The organism is Curtobacterium sp. Leaf261 (assembly GCF_001422205.1).
GTDB lineage: Bacteria > Actinomycetota > Actinomycetes > Actinomycetales > Microbacteriaceae > Curtobacterium.
On the sequence record NZ_LMMJ01000003.1, the window covers coordinates 1 to 19,242 of the forward strand.

The window sequence follows — 19,242 nt, forward strand, 5'->3', positions numbered from 1 at the left end:
TGACCGGTACTAATAGGCCGATGACTTGATTACACTTCCTCCACCATGAGAGTGGTGGGGGGCTCGCGTCCACTGTGTGGTTCCCGATGGACGATCGGAACCCAATAATTGAATACCACATCCCTGGCTTACCGGTTGGGTGGTGTGGATGATCGTGAACATCGAAGTATGTTCCGGTGGTTATAGCGTGAGGGAAACGCCCGGTCACATTCCGAACCCGGAAGCTAAGCCTCACAGCGCCGATGGTACTGCAAGGGGGACCTTGTGGGAGAGTAGGACACCGCCGGACTTCACGTCCGAACCGTCAGGTTCACCGGGAAGCCCCCGAGAAAGCGACATCATCCCCGTGATGATGTTGCTTCCTCGGGGGCTTTTCGGCGTCCACGAGCTGAGCGGGATCACCCAACGAAAGACCCTTGGCGGTGCGGAGATCGCAGGCTGGGCCGTCTCTGCCAGGTGCACCGTCCCTCCAGACCGGAGGAGGTGTCGCACGAATCCCGCCGCTCACCGGTTGCGCTCCGTGGCGCGTTCACCGTGCTCCGACGCCCCCGAACAGGGCGTGGAACGCTCCCGCGACGAGGACATTTCGGGGGACAAGTGCCGTCAACTGGGGGTAGGAATGCCCCGTTCAGGGGCATGTTGCGCGCAGCACCGGCCGGGTTAGCGTTCTTGCAACGGGGCACAGATGTGTTCTCGCTCGACGCCTCCACGGATGGTTGGCGTCCCACGCACCCATGGAGTGATCGATGTCGGAACGCCGCTTGCCCTTCACCGTTGCGGCGTCCGCCGTGACGGTCTCCGCCCTGCTGGCCGCCTGCGCCGTGAGTCCAGCCCAGGCGGCGTCAGGGGAGGGGCCCTCGGAGTCGGGGCCGGTCGCGTCGTCCTCGAGTGCCGTGCCGAGCAGCAGCAGCTTCGCCAGTGCAACACCGGGTGACGCCGCGTCGTCGGACCGCCTGGCGCTGACGATCGTCCTCGATCCGTCCGATCGCGCAGGCCTGCGCGGCCTCGTGAGCGACGCTTCGACGATGACCGCGACGGAGCGCAGCCGTTCCCTCGCAGCGGTCGCTCCGACTGTCTCTGCGCGCGATCGCGTCAGCGCTGCACTCCGCGAGGCCGGCTTCACCGTGCAGGACGCCAGTCAGTGGCAGATCGGCGTGACGGGGACGGTTGCGCAGGCCTCTCGGTTCTTCGGTGTCGAACTCGTCGGGAGCGCGGGGTCACTGCACCCGACCACTGCTCCGACGATCCCCACGGCGATCGCGGCGGACGTCACCACGGTCCTCGGTCTCGACGAGCGGCCGGTGCTCCAGGCGAATGCGTTGCCCGGGGGTAAGACCCCCGCTGACCTCGCATCCGCCTACGCCGTGACGCGGTCCGGCAGCGACGGCGCCGGCAGCACGATCGCGACGGTGCAGTTCTCCGGCTGGAACTCGGGCGACCTCGCGCAGTACGCATCGCGCGCCGGCCTGGCGATGCCCTCGGTCACGAACGTGTCGGTCAGTGGTGCTTCCACCACGACACCCGACGGGGACGGTGACGTCGAGGTCGCACTGGACCAGGAGATGCTCCTCGCGACGGCTCCGAAGGCAGCGCAGCGCGTCTACGTGGCCGACAACAGCGCGCAGGGCATGTACGACGTGTGGACCAAGGTGGCGGCCGATGTGAAGACGTCGGGCATCCGCGCGGTGAGCACCTCGTGGGGCAGCTGTCAGAGCGGCGTGCCGGCGAGCCTGCAGACCGCTGTCCAGGACGCGATCGCCCGCGCGGTCGTCTCCGGAGCCACGGTGTTCGCGGCGTCGGGCGACTACGGCGCGTACGACTGCGCGAGCTCGACCAACCCCGCAGCAGTCACTGCCGCGGACGTGTCGTTCCCGGCGGTGCTGCCATCCGTCGTGGGTGTCGGCGGGACGTCGCTCACCGGTTCGTCCTCCGGGTGGTCGGAGACGACGTGGAGCGACTCAGCCAACCGCCGCGCCTCGGGTGGTGGCGTCTCGAAGACCACCGCGCGGCCGAGCTGGCAGAGCGGCATCGGCGTCTCGGGCAGCACCCGTGCGGTGCCGGACATCAGTGCGACCGCCGACCCGAAGCAGGGCGTCGCCTTCTACAGCTCCAACAAGACCGTGAACGGCTTCGCACTCGGCGGGGGCACGAGTGCCGCCGCGCCGATCCTTGCTGGACAGTTCGTCGCGACCCTCTCGAGCCTCGGCTGCACGACCGGAGTCGGTGACGTGCATGCTGCGCTCTACGCAAACCCGTCGGCGTTCCGTGACGTCACGAGCGGCAACAACCTCCTGTACTCGGCCGGTCGGGGATACGACCTCGCGACCGGCCTCGGCTCGCCGAACTGGGCTGCGCTCGCGAAGTCGCTGCCCGGGTCCGCTGGTTGCGGTGCATCGGGTGGGACGACCGAGCCGGTGACCGGAACGCAGCCGTCCGCTGCCCCGACCCAGGCCACACCGGCGCAGCCGACGCCGACACCGACGCCGACGCAGTCCAGCCCCGCCAAGCCCGCTCCGACACCGACCGGCCCGACGCAGACGACGGTCCTCAAGCCGGGCCAGTCGATCACGTCGTCGAAGGGGCAGTACCGTGTCACGCTGCAGGACGACGGCAACCTCGTCGAGTACGGCAACGGGCGAGCCCTCTGGTCCACCGGCACGAGTCGCACGGGTGGCGGGAAACTCGTCTCGCAGAGCGACGGCAACGTGGTGCTGTACAGCGCCGCAGGCAAGGCGGTCTGGTCGTCTGGCACGAGTCGCGTCAAGACCGCGGTGACTCTCGGTCTGACCGACCTCGGGGACCTCACCGTCACCAGCGGATCGACCGTCGTCTGGCACAACGGCGCCCCTGGGTCGGACTCGTTCACCGGTGGCGGGACGATGACGGCTGGGCAGCTCCTACACAGCGCGTCGAACCGGCAGCAGCTCATCATGCAGGCCGACGGCAACTTCGTGCTCTACATCGACGGCAGGGCACGCTGGTCGTCCGGAACGAGCCGCTATCCGGGCGCGAAGCTGACGATGCAGACCGACGGCAACTTCGTGCTCTACGACGCGAAGGGCATCGCCCGCTGGTCCTCCGGCACGATGGGCAAGGGCGGAACCCGCCTCGTGGTGCAGTCCGACGGGAACGTCGTGCTCTACAGCCCCTCGCGCGCAGTCTGGTCGACCGGCACGCGGAACTGATCAGTCGCCGAGCAGTCGCAGGAGGCGTCCGACCTCCGCGGCGATCGCGTCGCGGCCCGCACTCACGTACTTCCGGGGGTCGACGACCTCCGGTCGTGCGTCGAGGAAGTCGCGGACGGCCCGCGTGAACAGTCCGTTGAGGTGCGTGGAGATGTTCACCTTCGTCATCCCACTCGCCACGGCGCCGCGGAGCTCTGCGTCCGAGAGGCCGGACGATCCGTGCAGAACGAGTGGCACCGGAACGGCGTCGCGCAGCCGCTCGATCAACGCACGGTCGACCGCGCCGTCCCGTGACTGCATCGCGTGCGACGTCCCGACGGCGACCGCCAGCGCATCGACACCGGTCGCCGCCACGAACGCTGCGGCATCGGTCGGATCGGTCCGGACACCGGGTGCATGCACCCCGTCCTTGCCGCCGACTTCGCCGAGCTCGGCCTCGATGGCGATGCCTCGTTCGTGGCAGCGCTCCGCCATGGCGCGCGTCGCCGCCACGTTCGCGGCGTCCTCGAGGTGCGACCCGTCGAACATCACGCTGTCGACACCGAGGTCGAGGCCTTCCATGACCAGGCGTTCGTCCTCGATGTGATCGAGGTGCACCAGCACGTCGACGCTCGACCGACGAGCGATCTCGATGCTCGCTCGGGTGATCGGGGCGAGGCCGCCGTGGTACTTGACGCAGTTCTCGCTGATCTGGAGGATCACGGGCAGTCCGGCCTGTTCCGCGCCGAGCACGATCGCCTCGGCGTGTTCGAGCAGCACGACGTTGAAGGCGCCGACGGCATGGCCGGCGGTGCGAGCCCGGTCGAGCATGCCGGGCAGAGCGAGATCGGTGATCATGCTGGTCCTCCAGGGGGGATCGGAGCGGAGTGGAATCGCGTGAATGCGGCGAGTTCGATCTCGCCGGCGACCGGACGGAGCACGGCCGCGGCACCGGCGGCGGCAGCACGACGGAGGGCCGACTCGAGGTCGGCTCCGCCGACGATCGCGTCGACGAGACCCGCCGTCGCGGCATCGCCCGCTCCGGTCGGGTTGCCGACGATGCCCGGCACCGGGGGCACGGTGATGACGTCGCCGGTCGGGGTGTGCGCACCGATGCCGTCGGCGCCACGGGACACCACGACCGTCCCGGCGCCGCGCGCGATCAGTGCCGCAGCACCCTGCTCTTCTGAGGGCATCCCCGTGGCCTCGGCGAGCTCCTCACGGTTCGGCTTGAGGATCGAGGCTCCTGCGTCTGCCGCGGCGAGGAGCGCCGGTCCGGACACGTCGACGACCGTCAGGACGCCGTGCTCGTGGGCGATCCGGATCCAGCGACCGACGAGGGACGGGTCCGCTCCGTGGGGGAGCGACCCCGACACGACGAGGACGTCTGCGCCGTCGAGCGCGGCAGCGAGCATGGCGTCGAGGTGCTCCCACTCGGCGGCCGAGACCATCGGGCCGGCTTCGCCGAACATCGTCGGGTGGGCGTGGTCGTCGACGACCGTCACGGTGGAGCGGGTCTCCGCCTGGATCGGTGCGTCGAGGTGTGCGATCCCGAGCCGGTCGAGCGCCTCCGACATCCAGGTGCCGGACGCACCGCCGAGCGGCGCGAGTGACAGCGCGTCGACACCGAGGCTCGCGAGGACACGCACGACGTTGATCCCCTTGCCGCCGGGGGTGCGGATGGTCTCCGTGACGCGTTGGGTGCTGCCGATGCGCTGCTCGGCGACACGGTAGGTGACGTCGATGGCGGGGTTCGGGGTGATCACGACGACGGCAGCCATGTGCCCCTCCGGAGGACGCCACCCGTCGGGCGGAGTGAGTGGTCGAGCACGACAGCGTCCGCGGGGGCGCCGACCGTGAGTCCGCTCGGGAGCCCGAGGGTGCGCGCCGCCGCGGCCGACGAGCGGTCGACGAGTGTGGCGAGCGCGGTCACCGTGGCATCCGGGGCGGAGGCGGGCGACGGCGGGCGGTGCGCTTGCGACGGCGGGCGGTGCGCTTGCGACGGCGGGCGCTGCGCTTGCGACGGCGGGTGGTCGGCGTCCGACGGTGTCCGCTCCGCGAGGAGGCGGACGACCGCGTCCGACACGGTGATGGTGCTGCCCGCCAGCGACGATCGGTCGGCGAGCACGGCGACGCCGCCTTCGACGATGACGTCCGAGCCAGCGATCCGGTAGTGCCCGTCCGAGCACCCGGTCGCCGCCATCGCGTCGGAGACGAGTGCGATGCGCCCGGGGGCCGCCGCCTCGACGACCGCGATCGCCGTCGGGTCGAGGTGGTGACCATCGACGATGAGCTCCACCAGCAGGCGATCGTCGGAGAGGGCGACACCGACCGGTCCCGGCGCGCGATGGTGCAGCGGCGGCATGCCGTTGAAGAGATGCGTGACGACACGGGCGCCGGCGTCGACCGCGGCACGGGTGGTCGCGGCATCGGCGTCCGTGTGTCCGATCGCGACGACGACGCCGGCGCGCACCAGGTGTTCGACGAGGGTCAGTGCCCCATCGAGTTCAGGCGCGAGGGTGACCATCCGGATCGATCCGTGTGCCGCCTCGAGCAGGGCGTCGACCTCGGCCGTGTCCGGGGTGCGGAGCAGCTCGCGGGCGTGGGCGCCGCGTCGGGTCGGTGCGAGGTAGGGCCCTTCGAGATGGAGTCCGGCGAGGGTGCCGTCGGCGACGAGAGGGGCAAGACGTCCCACTGCCGAGCACGTGTCGGTGAGCGTCCCCGTCGCGATGGACGCGATGAGGGACGTCGTGCCCCGCCGGTGGTGGTGATCGGCAGCACGACGGGCATCCGCCACGGAGGCCGAGGCGAAGTCGGCGCCGAGCGCACCGTGGGCATGGATGTCCACGAAGCCGGGGACGAGGACCCCGTGCACCGTCGTGCTCGGGAGCGACGCGAACGTGTCGGGGAGTGGGCCCACACCCCGGTCGATGACGACTCCGTCGCCGACGACGAGCCATTCCGGGACGCGGTCCCACCTGGTGTCCGGGGTGGCCTGGGGAGGGGATCCGTCGATGATGCGGTCCGCCACGATGACCGATCGTGCGCTGGTCGAGGTCATGCTGTCGCGCCGGCCGGGAGCAGGTCGGCCGCCATGAACGCGGCTCCGATGGCACCGGCGGCGTCCCCGTGGGTGGCGCGGACGACGCTCGGGACCCGCACTCCGGCGAGCCGCGCGGACAGCGCTCCGCGGAGTGGTGCGAGCAGCAGATCGTCCGCCTCGGCCAGGCCGCCGCCGACGACGATCGTCGTACAGCCCGAGACCGCGGTGATCCAGGCGAGGGCATCCGCGAGGACGTCCACGCAGTCGTCCCAGACACGACGCGCATCAGCGTCTCCGGCACGGACGCGATCGGCGACGCTCCGGGCATCCTGTTCGCCGGCACGCTGTGCGACTGCGCCCGCGGAGGCGATCTCCTCGACGCGGCTCCCACGATGTGGGCCGGACGGGATGACGACCTGCCCGATCTCGCCGCTCCAGGCCCCGGCACCGACGAGCACCCCGTCTGCCACGAGCGCGGAGGCGAGACCCGTACCCACCGGGACGAAGGCGACCGTGCCCACGAAGGACCGGTCGCTCATCGCGTCGTCGTGATCCGGAGCCGCTCCCGAGACTCCCGAGAGCACTGATGCCGGGCCCGACAGCGCCGACACCGTGCCCGAGCGTGCCGAGGCTGCGCCGGAGCGTGCCTCAGCGAGTGCACCGGCGCGGACGTCCTGGCCGAAGGCGACCGGGAGTGCGAACCCGGCGTCTTCGAGGGCGCTCGTGATCACGGCGAGGACGGGGACGTCGCGCCACCCGAGGTTCACCGCGAGCACCACGACCCCGGCACGGTCGTCCACCACCCCCGGTACGACGACACCGACGGCCGCGAGCGCCATGCCGGCCTCCGCAGCATCGGCCGAGGCGCGCACCACGAGGTCGACGACGGTGGCGGCGAGCTCCGACGCGGCCGGATCGATCCGAGGCGTCGGTGCACGGTGCTCCGCCAGCACGATTCCGTCCCGGTCGACCAAGCGAGCCTTGATGCTCGTCCCGCCGACGTCGATCCCGACGACCGCCGGCCCACTCATGCGCGACCGCCGATCAGGTGAGGATGACCGAACGGGTGAGCGATCGGGGGTTGTCCGGGTCGAGGCCCTTCTGCGCGGCGAGAGCGACAGCGAAGCGGTGCACGACGACGAGACCCGCGATCGGGTCGAGGTCGTGGTCGACGAAGGTCGCGCCGGTGCGTTCGACCTCGGCCGCCAGTCCTTCCGGAGCCGGACCGAGCGTCCAGACGAGCCGGCCGGGCTGGGCGATCGCGATCGGTCCGTGACGGTAGTCCATCGCCGGGTAGGACTCCGCCCAGAACTGCGCGGCCTCCCGCGTCTTGAGCGCGGCCTCGAAGGTCAGGCCGATGGCCGGACCGCGCCCGAGGAACGAGACCTGTTCGGCGTCGAGGAGATCGTCGATCGGGATGGTGAGCGCCCGCTCGGCCTGCCGCGCGAGGGCGTCGACGTCTTCGCCGAGTGACGCGCGGAGGAGCGCCAGCGTCGTCGTGGCGAAGCGGGTCTGCACGACGGAGCGCTCGTCGGCGAACGGGAGCGCGACGACGTGGTCGGCACCCGCGGCTGCCGGGCTGTCCGGCACGGCGGTGATCAGGACCGTCGGTGCTCCGGTGATGGCCGCGAGCAGGTCGATGATCTCGGTCGTGGTGCCGGACCGGGAGATGGTGACGACGCGGTCGTAGGTGCGCCCGAGCGGGAACTCGGACCCCGCGAACGCGTCGGTGACGCCGAGCCCCGCCTGTTCGCGGGCGACGGCGTAGCTCATCGCGATGAACCAGCTCGTCCCGCACCCGACGACGGCCACGCGCTCGCCGGGCTGGGGGAGGACGTCGGAGAAGGAGGGCAGGAGCGCCGCTGCGGTGCGCCAGCTGTCCGGCTGCGATGCCAGCTCGTCGGCGACGAAGGTGTCGGACATGGGGGCCTTTCGATCGGCTCGATCCCGGTGATCGGTGGTTGGAACTATATCGACCGAGCGTGATCGAGTCGACCCCAAATCATCATTTTCGATCATCGACATGCTCGTCGATCGCCCTAGGATGGTCGCCAGGACCCACGATCACGGGGGACGAGATCGCCGGGGGACCGGGAACCGGAGCGTTCATGACACCGCAACAACGACTCAACGCGCTGCTCGAACTCGTGAGCGAACGCGGCAACGTCTCGATCGCCGAGATCAGCGATCTGCTCGACATCTCGCCGGCGACCGCCCGTAGGGACCTCACGACGCTCGCGGAACAGCGACTGGTCACGCGGACGCACGGCGGTGCCGCGGCGCTCGGCACCGGGTACGAGCTGCCGCTCCAGTACAAGATCGCGCGGCAGGCCGACGCCAAGGTCGCGATCGCCCGTGCGGTCAGCCGGCTCGTGCACCCGGGGGACACCGTCGGGGTGAACGGCGGTACGACGACCACCGAGGTCGCCAGGGAGCTCGGCAAGAGCGAGCGGTTCATCCGAGCGGACGGCGAGTACGGCATCACGATCGTCACGAACGCACTGAACATCGGGTACGAGCTGTCGGTCCGTGCGAACGTCAAGATCGTCGTGACGGGAGGTGTGGCGCGTCGGCAGTCCTACGAGCTCGTCGGGGCCCTGGTGTCGAACACGTTGGCCGAGTTCGCCCTCGACGTCGTCGTCCTCGGTGTCGACGGGCTGAGTGCTCGCTACGGCGCGACGACCGTGCACGAGGGCGAGGCCGAGGTGAGCCGACACTTCGCGTCCGTCGGTGCCAGGGTGATCGTCGCCGCCGACTCGACCAAGCTCGAGCGGGCCACCTTCGCGAGGATCTGTCCACTCGACCGGATCGACGTCCTCGTCACGGACCAACCGGTGCCCTCGACGTTCGCCGCTGAGCTCGCTGCCGCGGGCGTGGAGCTCGTCGTCGCGACCTGACCGCCACCACCCGACAGCGGCGACCTGACCGCGGCGACCCGACCGCCGCGACCCGGCGGTCCGCCGGACGCTCGCCCGCGCGGCGGACGCGAGTCGTCCCTCCAGACCGTCCACCTGCGGTCCCGGCGGACGTGACGATCCGTCGTCCTGGAGGCGCGGCGTTGCCCCGACCCGCCCGTCACGTTTCGATCGTGTAAAACCATCGACCTCGATCCGGTGATCGATCTTCCGATCGCTTATTGTGCATTCATGATCGATTCGGCATCATGTACGTCAAGATCACGCAAGGAGGCGCGATGACCGACGCAGGACAGCAGGGCACCGACCAGCAGCCATCCGGGACCATCCGGGTCGGCATCGTCGGCATGGGTCAGCGCGCTGCCATCGCGCAGCACGTGGCCGAATCCGGCGTCGACGCGGCCGTCGTGGCCGTGGCGGAGACGTCGGACGCGGGTCGGGCCCGTGCCGCCGCCGCCTACCCGGACGCGCTCGTGGTGGACGGGCACCGCGCACTGATCGCGGCCGACGCAGTGGACGCCGCGATCGTCACGACACCGGACTGGACCCACGCCGAGATCGCGATCGACCTGCTCCGTGCCGGCATCGCGGTCTACCTCGAGAAGCCCCTCGCGATCACGGTGGAGGACGCTGACGCGGTGCTCCAGGCGGCGGTCGAGTCCGGGACGCCGCTCTACGTCGGCCACAACTTCCGACACGCCGCCGTCGTCCGACTCATGCGCGACGTCATCGAGCGCGGCGAGATCGGCGAGGTCAAGGCCGTCTGGTGCCGCCACTTCGTCGGCAACGGCGGCGACTACTACTTCAAGGACTGGCACGCCGACCGGAGCAAGGTGAACTCCCTGCTCCTGCAGAAGGCCAGCCACGACCTCGACGTCATCCACATGCTCGCCGGCGGCTCCACGAGCCGCGTCGTCGGCATGGGCACCCTGGCCGTCTACGGCGAGGTCACCGACCGGCGCGACCGGTCCGGTGAGCTCATGGGCGACTGGTTCTCGTTCGACAACTGGCCGCCACTCGAGCAGACCGGCCTCAACCCCGTCGTCGACGTCGAGGACGTCTCGATGGTCATGATGACCCTCGACAACGGTGTGACCGCGAGCTACGAGCAGTGTCACTTCACCCCGGACTACTGGCGGAACTACACCGTGATCGGGACCGAGGGACGGCTCGAGAACATCGGTGACACCGGCGGCGGCGTCGTCAAGGTCTGGAACCACCGTCGGGGCTGGGACGTCGCCGGCGACGCCGAGTACCCGATCGACGGTGTCGAGGACGGCCACTCCGACGCGGACCTCCTCACGATGACCGAGTTCCTCCGCCACCTGGCGGACGGCGACCCGACGACGCTCTCGCCGATCGCCGCACGAGCCGCGGTCGCCGCGGGCGCGCTCGCCGCCCGGTCGCTCCGCAACGGCTCGGTCCCGATCGACGTCCCACCCCTCCCCGCGGCCACCATCGCGCACTTCGCGACCATGACCGGCACCGCTCCATCACCCACCTCGTCCGTCACACCCGCGTGACGGACCCTCGAAAGGACAGCGCCATGCCCGCTTCTCCCCTCAGCACCGGACGGCGAACCCCGTCCCGCAGTGGTCGACGGCTCGTCGTCGTCGTCGGCGTCGTCGGTGCCGCCGTCGGCGCCCTCCTGCTCGCCGGCTGCAGTGCCGGTTCGAGCGCCTCCTCGTCCTCCTCGTACAGCAAGCCGGACAAGGACGTCTCCGCGAACCTGACCTACGCGGTGTGGGACCAGAACCAGGTGAAGGCCATCAAGGCCAACCTGGCCGGGTTCAACAAGGAGTACCCGAACATCAAGGTCAACGTCGACGTCACGCCATACGCCACGTACTTCACGAAGCTGCAGACCGAGGCGTCGAGCAACACGCTCCCCGACCTCTTCTGGATGAACGGCCCGAACTTCCAGCTCTACGCGGCGAACGGCAAGATCGCGCCGATCACGGGCGAGGTCAAGGCGGGCGCGATCGACCCGTCGAACTACTCCAAGTCGCTCGATGCGCTCTACACGTACGACGGCACCCAGTACGGGGTCCCGAAGGACTTCGACACCATCGGCGTCTGGATGAACAAGTCGCTGTTCGAGCAGGCCGGTGTGGCGATGCCGTCCAAGGACTGGACCTGGGACGACTTCCAGAAGACCGGTGCCGAGCTGTCCGACAAGCTCAAGGCGCAGGGTGTCTACGGCGCCGCTGCCGGCATGGACGGGCAGACCACCTACTACGACACGATCTTCCAGGCGGGTGGCAAGGTCATCAACGCCGACGGGACCAAGTCGGACTACAACACCCCTGCGGCGCAGAAGGGCATCGCGTTCTGGACGGACCTCATCAAGTCCGGCGCATCGCCCTCGATCAAGCAGCTGACGGACACCACCGCCGACCAGTGGTTCACGTCGGGCAAGCTCGCGATGTACCAGGGCGGCAGCTGGTTCCGCTCCGCGCTCGAGGGCACCGACATCGAGAAGGACATCGTCGTCTACCCGCTGCCGAAGGGCAAGAAGCAGGCGACCGTCATCCACGGCGTGACGAACGCGGTCGCGGAGGGCAGCAAGCACAAGGACGCCGCGCAGGCACTCCAGGTGTACCTCGCCGGCAAGACAGCCCAGCAGCAGCAGGGCGACATGGGCGCCGTGATCCCGGCGTACACGGGGACACAGACCGCGTTCACCAAGTCGATGCCGGACGCTGACCTGCAGGTGTTCCTCGACGCCGTGGAGTACGCCGAGCCGCTGCCGGTCTCCAAGAACACGGCGGCCTGGAACACCCTCGAGACGAACCTGCTGCCCTCCGCGTTCGACGGGTCCGAGCCTGTCGCCGACGTGCTGAAGCAGCTCGCGTCGCAGATGGACACCGCACTCGCCAAGAAGTGAGCCTCGTATGACGATCGACACCGACCCGGACGCCTCCACCGTCCCGTCCACGACCGAGCGCCCCGTCCGATCCGGACGCGGCGCCCGGTCGGGGCGGGGCGACCCCGCCGGCATCCCACCGGCCCGCAAGCGCACCGACGGGCTCTGGCCGTGGCTCTTCGTGCTCCCGCTGCTCATCGGCGTCGGCACGTTCTACATCTGGCCGATCCTGCAGACCTTCTGGTTCTCCTTCACCACCTGGGGGGTGTTCGGCGGTGCGACGTTCACGGGCCTCGCGAACTACGTGCAGCTCTTCACGGATCCGCAGTTCTACCAGTCGCTCGTCAACACCCTGATCTACACCGCGATCGTGCTGCTCGGCATACCGATCGCGGTGTGGTTGGCGAGCCTGCTGAACACCCCGGGGCTGCGGTTCGCGCAGTTCTACCGGGTGCTGTTCTTCCTGCCGTACGTCGCCATGCCCGCGGCGGTCGCCCTCGTCTGGCGGATCATCTACAACGGTGACTTCGGGATCCTCAACTGGTTCATCGGACTGTTCGGCGTGCAGGGGCCGTACTGGATCTCGACGCCCGGGTTCGCACTGGTCGCCGTCGCGATCGTCGGTCTGTGGTCGTCGCTCGGGTTCTCGATGATCATCCTCGGCGCCGGTCTCAAGGACATCCCCCCGGAGCTCTACGAGGCATCCGAGCTCGACGGCGCCACGCGGAGCCGGCAGTTCCGCTCGATCACCGTGCCGATGCTGGCGCCGAGCATCTTCTTCGTGGTCATCATCACGACGATCTCGAGCTTCCAGCTGTTCGATCTGCTCTACGCCCTGCTCGGCAGCACGAACCCGGTGATCCCGAAGACGATGTCGCTCGTCTTCTACTTCTACAGCGCAGGTTTCATCAACAACGACAAGGGATTCGCCGCTGCGATCGCCATGGCCATCTTCGTGCTCATCGGCATCGTCACGCTCGTGCAGTTCCGAGTCCAGCGGAGGTGGGTCGACAATGGCTAGTCCGACGGGAACAGTGCCGGCACGCGGCATCGGCAGGACAGCCGCCGGACGAGACGCCGCGCGGCGCTCGGCAGCGGGATCGGGGGTCCGGTCCCGGCGACGCCCGGGGCATCGGGGTGGGTCGCACGCGCTGATCCACGTGGTGCTCGGCGTCGGCGGGTTCCTGATGGCGTTCCCGTTCCTCTGGCAGATCATCATGTCGCTGTCGACGAACGCGCAGGTCCAGTCCGTCACGCCGACGTTCTGGCCGGGCACCCTGCAGTGGGACAACTACGTCCAGGTGTTCGAGCGGCTGCCGTTCCTGCACCAGCTCTGGACCTCCGTCCTCATCACGATCATCCGGACCATCGCCCAGATCGTCCTGTGCACGCTCGCCGGGTACGCGTTCGCACGGATGCGGTTCAAGGGCCGGGTGATCCTGCTGGGGATCGTCCTGTCGATCCTCCTGGTCCCGAGCCAGGTGTACCTCATCTCGCAGTACCAGATCGTGCAGGGTCTCGGCTGGCTCGACACGATCATGGGCATCGTGGCACCGGGTCTCTTCTCGGCGTTCGGGACCTTCCTGATGCGGACGGCGTTCCTCAACATGCCGACCGAGCTCGAGGAGGCCGCGCGTGTGGACGGCGCGAACCCGTTCCAGACGTTCTGGCGGATCATGCTGCCGCTCGCTCGTCCGTCGATCAGCGTGCTCGCGATCACGACGGTGCTGTTCTCCTGGAACGAGCTCCTCTGGCCGCTCGTCGTGTCGACCAGGGCCGAGGACATGCCGCTCGCCGCAGGGCTCGCGACGCTCTCGGGTGACCGGACGATCGACTACCCGGTGCTCATGGCGGCGAGCCTCCTCGCGATGGCGCCGGTGCTCATCATGTTCGTGGTGCTGCAGCGACGCGTGATCGACGGGTTGGCCTCGTCCGGGCTCAAGTGATGTCGACGTCGACCGTGCTCGACCGCCTGCAGGCGGTCGAGTCGCGGACGGACGCCGTCCTCCGCCCGATGGTCGACGCCGCGTCGGCAGCATCGGATCCACACGGACTGGAGGCGCGGTGCGCGTTGGTCGCGACCCTCGCTGCCGCCGTCGGTGCGGGTCCGGTACCGGAGGCGGCCCTCGATTCGTCGGCTGCGGCGGGTTCCGATCCCCTGGTGGCTGCGGCACTCGTGGAGGTCATGCCGACGACCGTGGAGTGGATGATCGGCCGCGGGGTGTCCGAGTCGGACGCGTGGCGCTCGATGGCGGACGTACCACGGAAGATCGCCACCTACGGACTGCGTGGCACGGGCGCCGACTGGTTGGCGGCTGTGGCGACGGGGTCCGTCGTGACGGTCGGACGGTTGCAGTTCGAACGCCCGGGCCAGGCTCCGGGGCGCCCGGACGGCGAGCAGGGGTGGGGCGTGCACATCCCGGAGCTCGGCCCGCTGGATCCCGATGCATGCGACGCTGCGTTCACCGCGGCCCCGGCGGTCCTCGAACAGCTGTGGGGTGCGCGGGCCCGCTGGTGGACCTGCGACTCGTGGCTGCTCGACCCGCGGCTCACCGATGTCCTCGGTCCTCGGGCGAACCTCGTCCGTTTCGCGGATCGGTTCACGCTGGTGCCCCCGGCGGCAGCGTCGCACGGGTCGGCGAGTACGGACGGGTCGGCGAGCACGGACGGGTCGGCGAGCACGGACGGCGACGCATCGATCGCCAAGTTCGTGTTCGGCACGAGCGTCTCCGACATGCGGACGGCCGAACCGGTCGGGCGGCTGCAGGCAGGGCTTCGGGCGATCCTCGACACGGGAGAACACTGGTCGGAGCGGGTCGGGACCGCTCCCGTCCGGTCGTGACCGTTCTCCACAGACCCGATCCGGTCCTTCCGCGTCGGGGTGCTCGTCCAATACGCTGCGATCGTGCGGCGAGGGGCCGTGCAGCAGGTTCGACGATCGGAGACACAATGGCCGGCAAGTTCGAGATCTACCAGGACGGCAAGGGCGAGTACCGCTTCCGCCTCAAGGCCGGGAACGGCGAGACCATCGCCATCTCGGAGGGCTACTCCTCCAAGGCGAGCGCCAAGAACGGCATCGAGTCCGTCAAGAAGAACGCTCCGGACGCCGACGTCGTCGAACTCTGAGGGTACGGGTCAGGTCGGTTCCGGAGAGACGGCCCGCGCATCGTGCCGGTGCTCGTAGTCTGAGCACATGCAGCGCGGAACCCTCGTCTCACTCGGCCCCGACCGGGTCCCCGCCATCGATCCGTCCGCGTTCGTCGCGACCACGTCGACCGTCGCGGGCGCGGTCCGGATCGGTCCTCATGCGAGTGTCTGGTACGGCGCCGTGCTCCGTGCCGAGTTCGCGCTGATCGACCTCGGTGCGGGGTCGAACCTGCAGGACAACGTCGTCGTGCACGTCGACGAGGGCTTCCCGACGACGATCGGGCGTGACGTCTCGGTCGGTCACAACGCGGTGATCCACGGCGCGACGATCGGCGACGGCGCCCTCATCGGGATGAACGCCACCGTGCTGAACGGCGCGGTCATCGGGGCGGGGTCCCTCGTCGCCGCAGGGACCGTCGTGCTCGAAGGCACGATGGTGCCGGACGGCTCCCTCGTGGCGGGTGTCCCTGGCAAGGTCCGGCGTGCGCTGACCGAGGACGAACGGGCCTCGATCGCGAGCAACGCCCGCCGCTACCGCGACATCGCCGCGATGCACGCCGAGGCCTGAACCAGGCGGCGGAGCGGACCAGCGGCCGGAAGGACCAGTGGATCGGACCAGCGGCCGGAACGACCGGCGGATCGGACCAGCCGCGCGGCACCCGGTCCCGTGTCCGCGCCTCGCCCGGGTGCACGCACACCCGGCGGCACACCAGTCGACCGGTGGTTCGCTGGAGGCATGACAGACACCGAAGCCCGGCCCTCCGCACTCGTCGTCGGTGCCACCGGCATCGCCGGGGGTGCGATCGTGGACCGGCTCCTCGCAGACGGGTGGTCCGTCACGGCATTGTCCCGGCGCCCGGGCCCGGAGCGCTCCGGCCTCCGCCAGGTCTCGGCGGACCTCACGAGCGCGACGGCACTGGCCGAGGCCCTCGCGGACGAACACCCGACGCACGTGTTCTTCACCGCATGGGCGCGGCAGGACACCGAGGCGGAGAACATCCGCGTCAACGGCGGGATGGTGCGGGACCTGCTGGCCGCCCTGTCGCACGCGCCGGTCGAGCATGCCGCGCTGATGACCGGACTCAAGCACTACCTCGGTCCGTTCGAGGCGTACGGGCAGGGGCCGATGCCGGACACCCCGTTCCACGAGGACGAACCGCGCCTCGACGTCGACAACTTCTACTACGCGCAGGAGGACGAGCTCTTCGCGGCGGCCGAACGTCAGGGGTTCACGTGGTCGGTGCACCGCTCGCACACCGTCCTCGGCTACGCGGTCGGCAACGCGATGAACATGGGCCTGACGCTCGCCGTCCAGGCTGCGATCTGCAAGCACCTCGGGCGGCCGTTCGTGTTCCCGGGCAGTGCGACGCAGTGGAACGGGCTCGTCGACGTCACCGACGCCACCCTCCTCGCAGACCAGATGGTCTGGGCGTCGACGACTCCCGAGGGTGCGGACCAGGCGTTCAACACCGCGAACGGCGACGTCTTCCGCTGGCGGTGGATGTGGCCCCGGATCGCGGCGGACCTCGGCGTCGAGCCGGAGGGGTTCGACACCGCCCCTCGTCCGCTCGAGGAGCAGATGGTCGACGCCGGTCCGGTGTGGGCCGAGATCGTGGCCGAGCACGGACTCGTCGAACCCGATCTCTCGCGGCTCGCCTCGTGGTGGCACACCGACGCGGACCTCGGCCGTGACATCGAGGTCCTCACGGACATGTCGAAGAGCCGACTCGCGGGCTTCACCGAGCACCACCGCACCCTCGACTCGTTCACGGCGCTCTTCGAGCGGTACCGCGCCGAGCGTCTGATCCCGTAGGGCCGGAGGTCGCGGACGCGGCCACGAGACGGACTGGAGGGACGGTGCCAGCTGGAACCGCGCCTCCCGTCCGTCGCGGTGCCGGTCTGCAGACCGGCGGCCGGTCAGATCGCGACGACCATCTTGCCGGTGTTCGCACCGCGCATGAGATCGAGGAACGCGTCGACGGTGTTCTCGACGCCGTCGCGGACCGTCTCGTCGAACACCACGTCGCCCTCCGCGAGCCACGGCCCCATCGCGGCGGCGAACTCCGGGAACCGGTCGAGGTACGCGCCGATCGTGAACCCACGGAGCGTCAGGGCACGGGTGATGAGGTTCCCGATGTTGTCCGGTCCCGGGGCCCGGCCGGTCTCGTTGTAGGCGGAGATCGCGCCGCAGATCGCGCCGCGCCCGCCGTCGTTGAAGACCTCGAGCGCGGCCTCCAGGTGGTCCCCGCCGACGTTGTCGAAGTAGACGTCGATCCCGTCGCCGTTCGTGGTGCCGGTCGCGGCGACGAGCTGCTCGCGGATCGGGGCTGCCCGGTAGTCGAGGCCGACGTCGTAGCCGTAGCGGTCGGTGAGGTGAGCGACCTTCTCCGGACCGCCCGCGGACCCGATCGTCCGCGAGGCGCCGAGCAGTTTCGCGATCTGGCCGACCGCCGACCCGACGGCGCCGGCTGCACCGGACACGAACACCACGTCGCCGGAGCGGAGCGCAGCCATCTCGGTGAGCCCGAGCCAGGCGGTGAAGCCGGTGACGCCGAGGATGCCGAGGTACGCCGACGACGGAACGCCCGGGATGTCCTCGACGACGCGGAACCCGGCCGCGGGACCCTGGGCGACGTCGCGCCACGCCTGCTGGTGGGTGACGAGAGCACCGACCGGGTGCGCGTCCGAGGTGGACTCGACGACCCGACCGACCGCGGCGCCGGTCATCGTCTCGCCGAGGGCGAACGGTGGGACGTAGCTGCGGACGTCGTTCATCCGGCCGCGCATGTACGGGTCGACGGAGATGAACTCGTTCTGCACGCGGACCTCGTCGGCGCCGAGTTCGGGGAGGTCGACGGTCACGGTGCGGAAGTCGTCGTGGGTGGGCCACCCGTCGGGGCGGGCGACGAGTTGGATCTGTGTGCTGCTGTTCGTGGGCATCGGACCAGCGTAGGAGCCCCGACCTGGGTGGCGCGGCGGTACGCTCGAGCATGGCCTCCCGAGTGTCCTCGTTGCGATCCGTCCCCGACGCACTGGACTCCGACGTCGTGTCGGCCATCGACCAGCGGCTCGACGGTGTCGAGCGCGACCACGACGTCGTCATCCCGTGGGCGATCGAGAGCGGGAGCCGCGCGTGGGGGTTCCCCTCGCCGGACAGTGACTACGACTGCCGCTTCTTCTTCCTGCGACGACCGTCGGACTACGCGGCGCTCTGGCCGCCGCGTGACGTGATCGAGACGCCGCTCGACGCCGTGTTCGACGTCAACGGGTGGGACCTCGCGAAGACCCTGCGCCTGCTCGTCGGTGGCAACGCGACGGTCGTGGAGTGGCTCCGATCGCCGATCGTGTACCGCGGCGACCCGGCGTTCCGGGACGAGCTCCTCGCACTCGCGGACGCCGTCGCCGACCCGGCGAAGATCGGTCGGCACTACCTGCACGTCGCACGGGCGCAACGCCTGCAGGCCGCTCCAGGGGCGCCGCTGAAACGGTTCTTCTACGTGCTCCGGCCTGCCGCCGCGCTCCGCTGGATGCGTGTCCACGAGGGGTCGGCCGTCCCGCCGATGGACCTGGCGACGCTGCTCCACGAGGCGCAGGTGGACGACCGGACGCTCGCCGCCGCTGATGAGCTCGTCGCCCGGAAGTCCCTGACGCGGGAACTCGGGACCGGTGACCGACCCTCGGTCCTCGAGGACTTCGTCCGTGAGGAGCTGGCGCTGGCCGAGGCTCGCTTCGACGGCGCGGCGACGGCACCGACCGCGAAGGCACGCGATGCGGCGGAAGCCTTCTTCCGGCGGACCACCGGTCTCTGAGGAGTCCGTGGTCCGTGCGTTGGGGCCGACGGGTACCGTCGGGGCCATGACGACGGACGACGGCGTGGACATGACGTTCGAGGAGCGGCGGCACGACGAGCTGACCCGAGCGCCGAAGGCGGTGGAGTCGGACGCGGCCCCGCGGATCACGACCGAGGACCGCGGTGACGGCATCACCCGGATCGACGTCGCGGACACGGCGGCGGTGCGTCCGGGCGGTGGGACGAGCGGCGAGACCGAGTCCTAGCGCGTCACCCCACCTTGGGTGCGTCACCCCACCTTGGGTGCGTCACCCCAC

18 protein-coding genes and 1 rRNA gene are annotated in these 19,242 nt (G+C 69.9%); 13 read left to right on the forward strand and 6 right to left on the reverse strand.

Features of this window, described 5'->3' with window-relative positions:
- Positions 1-172: 172 nt before the first annotated feature.
- Positions 173-289, forward strand: a 5S ribosomal RNA gene (gene rrf / locus ASF23_RS04125).
- Between the two features lie 457 nt (positions 290-746).
- Entirely contained in the window at positions 747-3,185 is a 2,439-nt protein-coding gene (locus ASF23_RS04130) for a protease pro-enzyme activation domain-containing protein (protein ID WP_082473807.1), read from the forward strand.
- On the opposite strand, the gene ASF23_RS04135 is transcribed toward ASF23_RS04130, so the two are convergent.
- Genes ASF23_RS04135 through ASF23_RS04155 form a run of 5 tightly spaced genes read right to left on the reverse strand, consistent with a single transcriptional unit; the run spans position 3,186 to position 8,130 of the window.
- Entirely contained in the window at positions 3,186-4,022 is an 837-nt protein-coding gene (locus tag ASF23_RS04135; RefSeq protein ID WP_082473808.1) for a class II fructose-bisphosphate aldolase, read from the reverse strand.
- A complete protein-coding gene (locus ASF23_RS04140; RefSeq protein WP_055949498.1) occupies positions 4,019-4,945 on the reverse strand; it encodes a 1-phosphofructokinase family hexose kinase in 927 nt (308 codons plus the stop codon). The genes ASF23_RS04135 and ASF23_RS04140 overlap by 4 nt, the downstream gene beginning before the upstream one ends.
- Positions 4,927-6,225 (reverse strand): N-acetylglucosamine-6-phosphate deacetylase, encoded by a 1,299-nt coding sequence (locus ASF23_RS04145; protein WP_055949501.1) that lies wholly within the window; start codon positions 6,223-6,225, stop codon positions 4,927-4,929. The genes ASF23_RS04140 and ASF23_RS04145 overlap by 19 nt, the downstream gene beginning before the upstream one ends.
- A complete protein-coding gene (locus tag ASF23_RS04150) occupies positions 6,222-7,238 on the reverse strand; it encodes an ROK family protein (RefSeq protein ID WP_055949504.1) in 1,017 nt (338 codons plus the stop codon). Before ASF23_RS04150 ends, ASF23_RS04145 begins: the two co-directional genes overlap by 4 nt.
- Before the next feature lie 13 nt (positions 7,239-7,251).
- A complete protein-coding gene (locus ASF23_RS04155) occupies positions 7,252-8,130 on the reverse strand; it encodes an SIS domain-containing protein (RefSeq protein WP_055949507.1) in 879 nt (292 codons plus the stop codon).
- A 185-nt stretch (positions 8,131-8,315) separates the two neighbouring features.
- On the opposite strand from ASF23_RS04155, the gene ASF23_RS04160 reads away from it, so the two are divergent.
- The 9 genes from ASF23_RS04160 (at position 8,316) to ASF23_RS04195 (ending at position 16,948) form a co-directional block, all read left to right on the forward strand.
- Positions 8,316-9,104, forward strand: coding sequence for a DeoR/GlpR family DNA-binding transcription regulator (locus ASF23_RS04160; protein WP_055949510.1), 789 nt, complete (start codon positions 8,316-8,318; stop codon positions 9,102-9,104).
- A 296-nt stretch (positions 9,105-9,400) separates the two neighbouring features.
- Entirely contained in the window at positions 9,401-10,645 is a 1,245-nt protein-coding gene (locus ASF23_RS04165) for a Gfo/Idh/MocA family protein (RefSeq protein WP_055949607.1), read from the forward strand.
- 23 nt (positions 10,646-10,668) lie between these two features.
- Positions 10,669-12,009, forward strand: coding sequence for an ABC transporter substrate-binding protein (locus tag ASF23_RS04170; RefSeq protein WP_082473809.1), 1,341 nt, complete (start codon positions 10,669-10,671; stop codon positions 12,007-12,009).
- Between the two features lie 7 nt (positions 12,010-12,016).
- Positions 12,017-13,009, forward strand: coding sequence for a carbohydrate ABC transporter permease (locus ASF23_RS04175; RefSeq protein WP_082473810.1), 993 nt, complete (start codon positions 12,017-12,019; stop codon positions 13,007-13,009).
- 139 nt (positions 13,010-13,148) lie between these two features.
- Positions 13,149-13,934 carry a carbohydrate ABC transporter permease gene (locus tag ASF23_RS04180; protein ID WP_235510775.1) on the forward strand — a complete coding sequence of 262 codons (786 nt, stop codon included), beginning with the start codon at positions 13,149-13,151 and terminating at the stop codon, positions 13,932-13,934.
- On the forward strand, positions 13,934-14,830 hold the full coding sequence (locus tag ASF23_RS04185; RefSeq protein ID WP_055949513.1) for an acyltransferase domain-containing protein: 897 nt from the start codon (positions 13,934-13,936) through the stop codon (positions 14,828-14,830). Before ASF23_RS04180 ends, ASF23_RS04185 begins: the two co-directional genes overlap by 1 nt.
- 107 nt (positions 14,831-14,937) lie before the next feature.
- Positions 14,938-15,114, forward strand: coding sequence for a YegP family protein (locus ASF23_RS17685; protein ID WP_082473811.1), 177 nt, complete (start codon positions 14,938-14,940; stop codon positions 15,112-15,114).
- Between the two features lie 67 nt (positions 15,115-15,181).
- Positions 15,182-15,703: a gamma carbonic anhydrase family protein gene (locus ASF23_RS04190; protein WP_055949516.1), complete on the forward strand. Its 522-nt coding sequence runs from the start codon at positions 15,182-15,184 to the stop codon at positions 15,701-15,703.
- A 168-nt stretch (positions 15,704-15,871) separates the two neighbouring features.
- A complete protein-coding gene (locus tag ASF23_RS04195; RefSeq protein WP_055949519.1) occupies positions 15,872-16,948 on the forward strand; it encodes an SDR family oxidoreductase in 1,077 nt (358 codons plus the stop codon).
- A 104-nt stretch (positions 16,949-17,052) separates the two neighbouring features.
- Here the strand turns inward: ASF23_RS04195 and ASF23_RS04200 are convergent, their stop codons facing one another.
- Positions 17,053-18,075, reverse strand: coding sequence for an NADP-dependent oxidoreductase (locus ASF23_RS04200; protein ID WP_055949522.1), 1,023 nt, complete (start codon positions 18,073-18,075; stop codon positions 17,053-17,055).
- 50 nt (positions 18,076-18,125) lie between these two features.
- Between ASF23_RS04200 and ASF23_RS04205 the strand changes: the two genes are divergently transcribed.
- Both ASF23_RS04205 and ASF23_RS04210 read left to right on the forward strand, forming a co-directional pair.
- Complete coding sequence (locus ASF23_RS04205; protein ID WP_156364177.1) at positions 18,126-18,944, forward strand: nucleotidyltransferase domain-containing protein; 819 nt, start codon at positions 18,126-18,128, stop codon at positions 18,942-18,944.
- A 46-nt stretch (positions 18,945-18,990) separates the two neighbouring features.
- Positions 18,991-19,191 carry a hypothetical protein gene (locus tag ASF23_RS04210; protein ID WP_055949530.1) on the forward strand — a complete coding sequence of 67 codons (201 nt, stop codon included), beginning with the start codon at positions 18,991-18,993 and terminating at the stop codon, positions 19,189-19,191.
- Positions 19,192-19,242 lie beyond the last annotated feature (51 nt).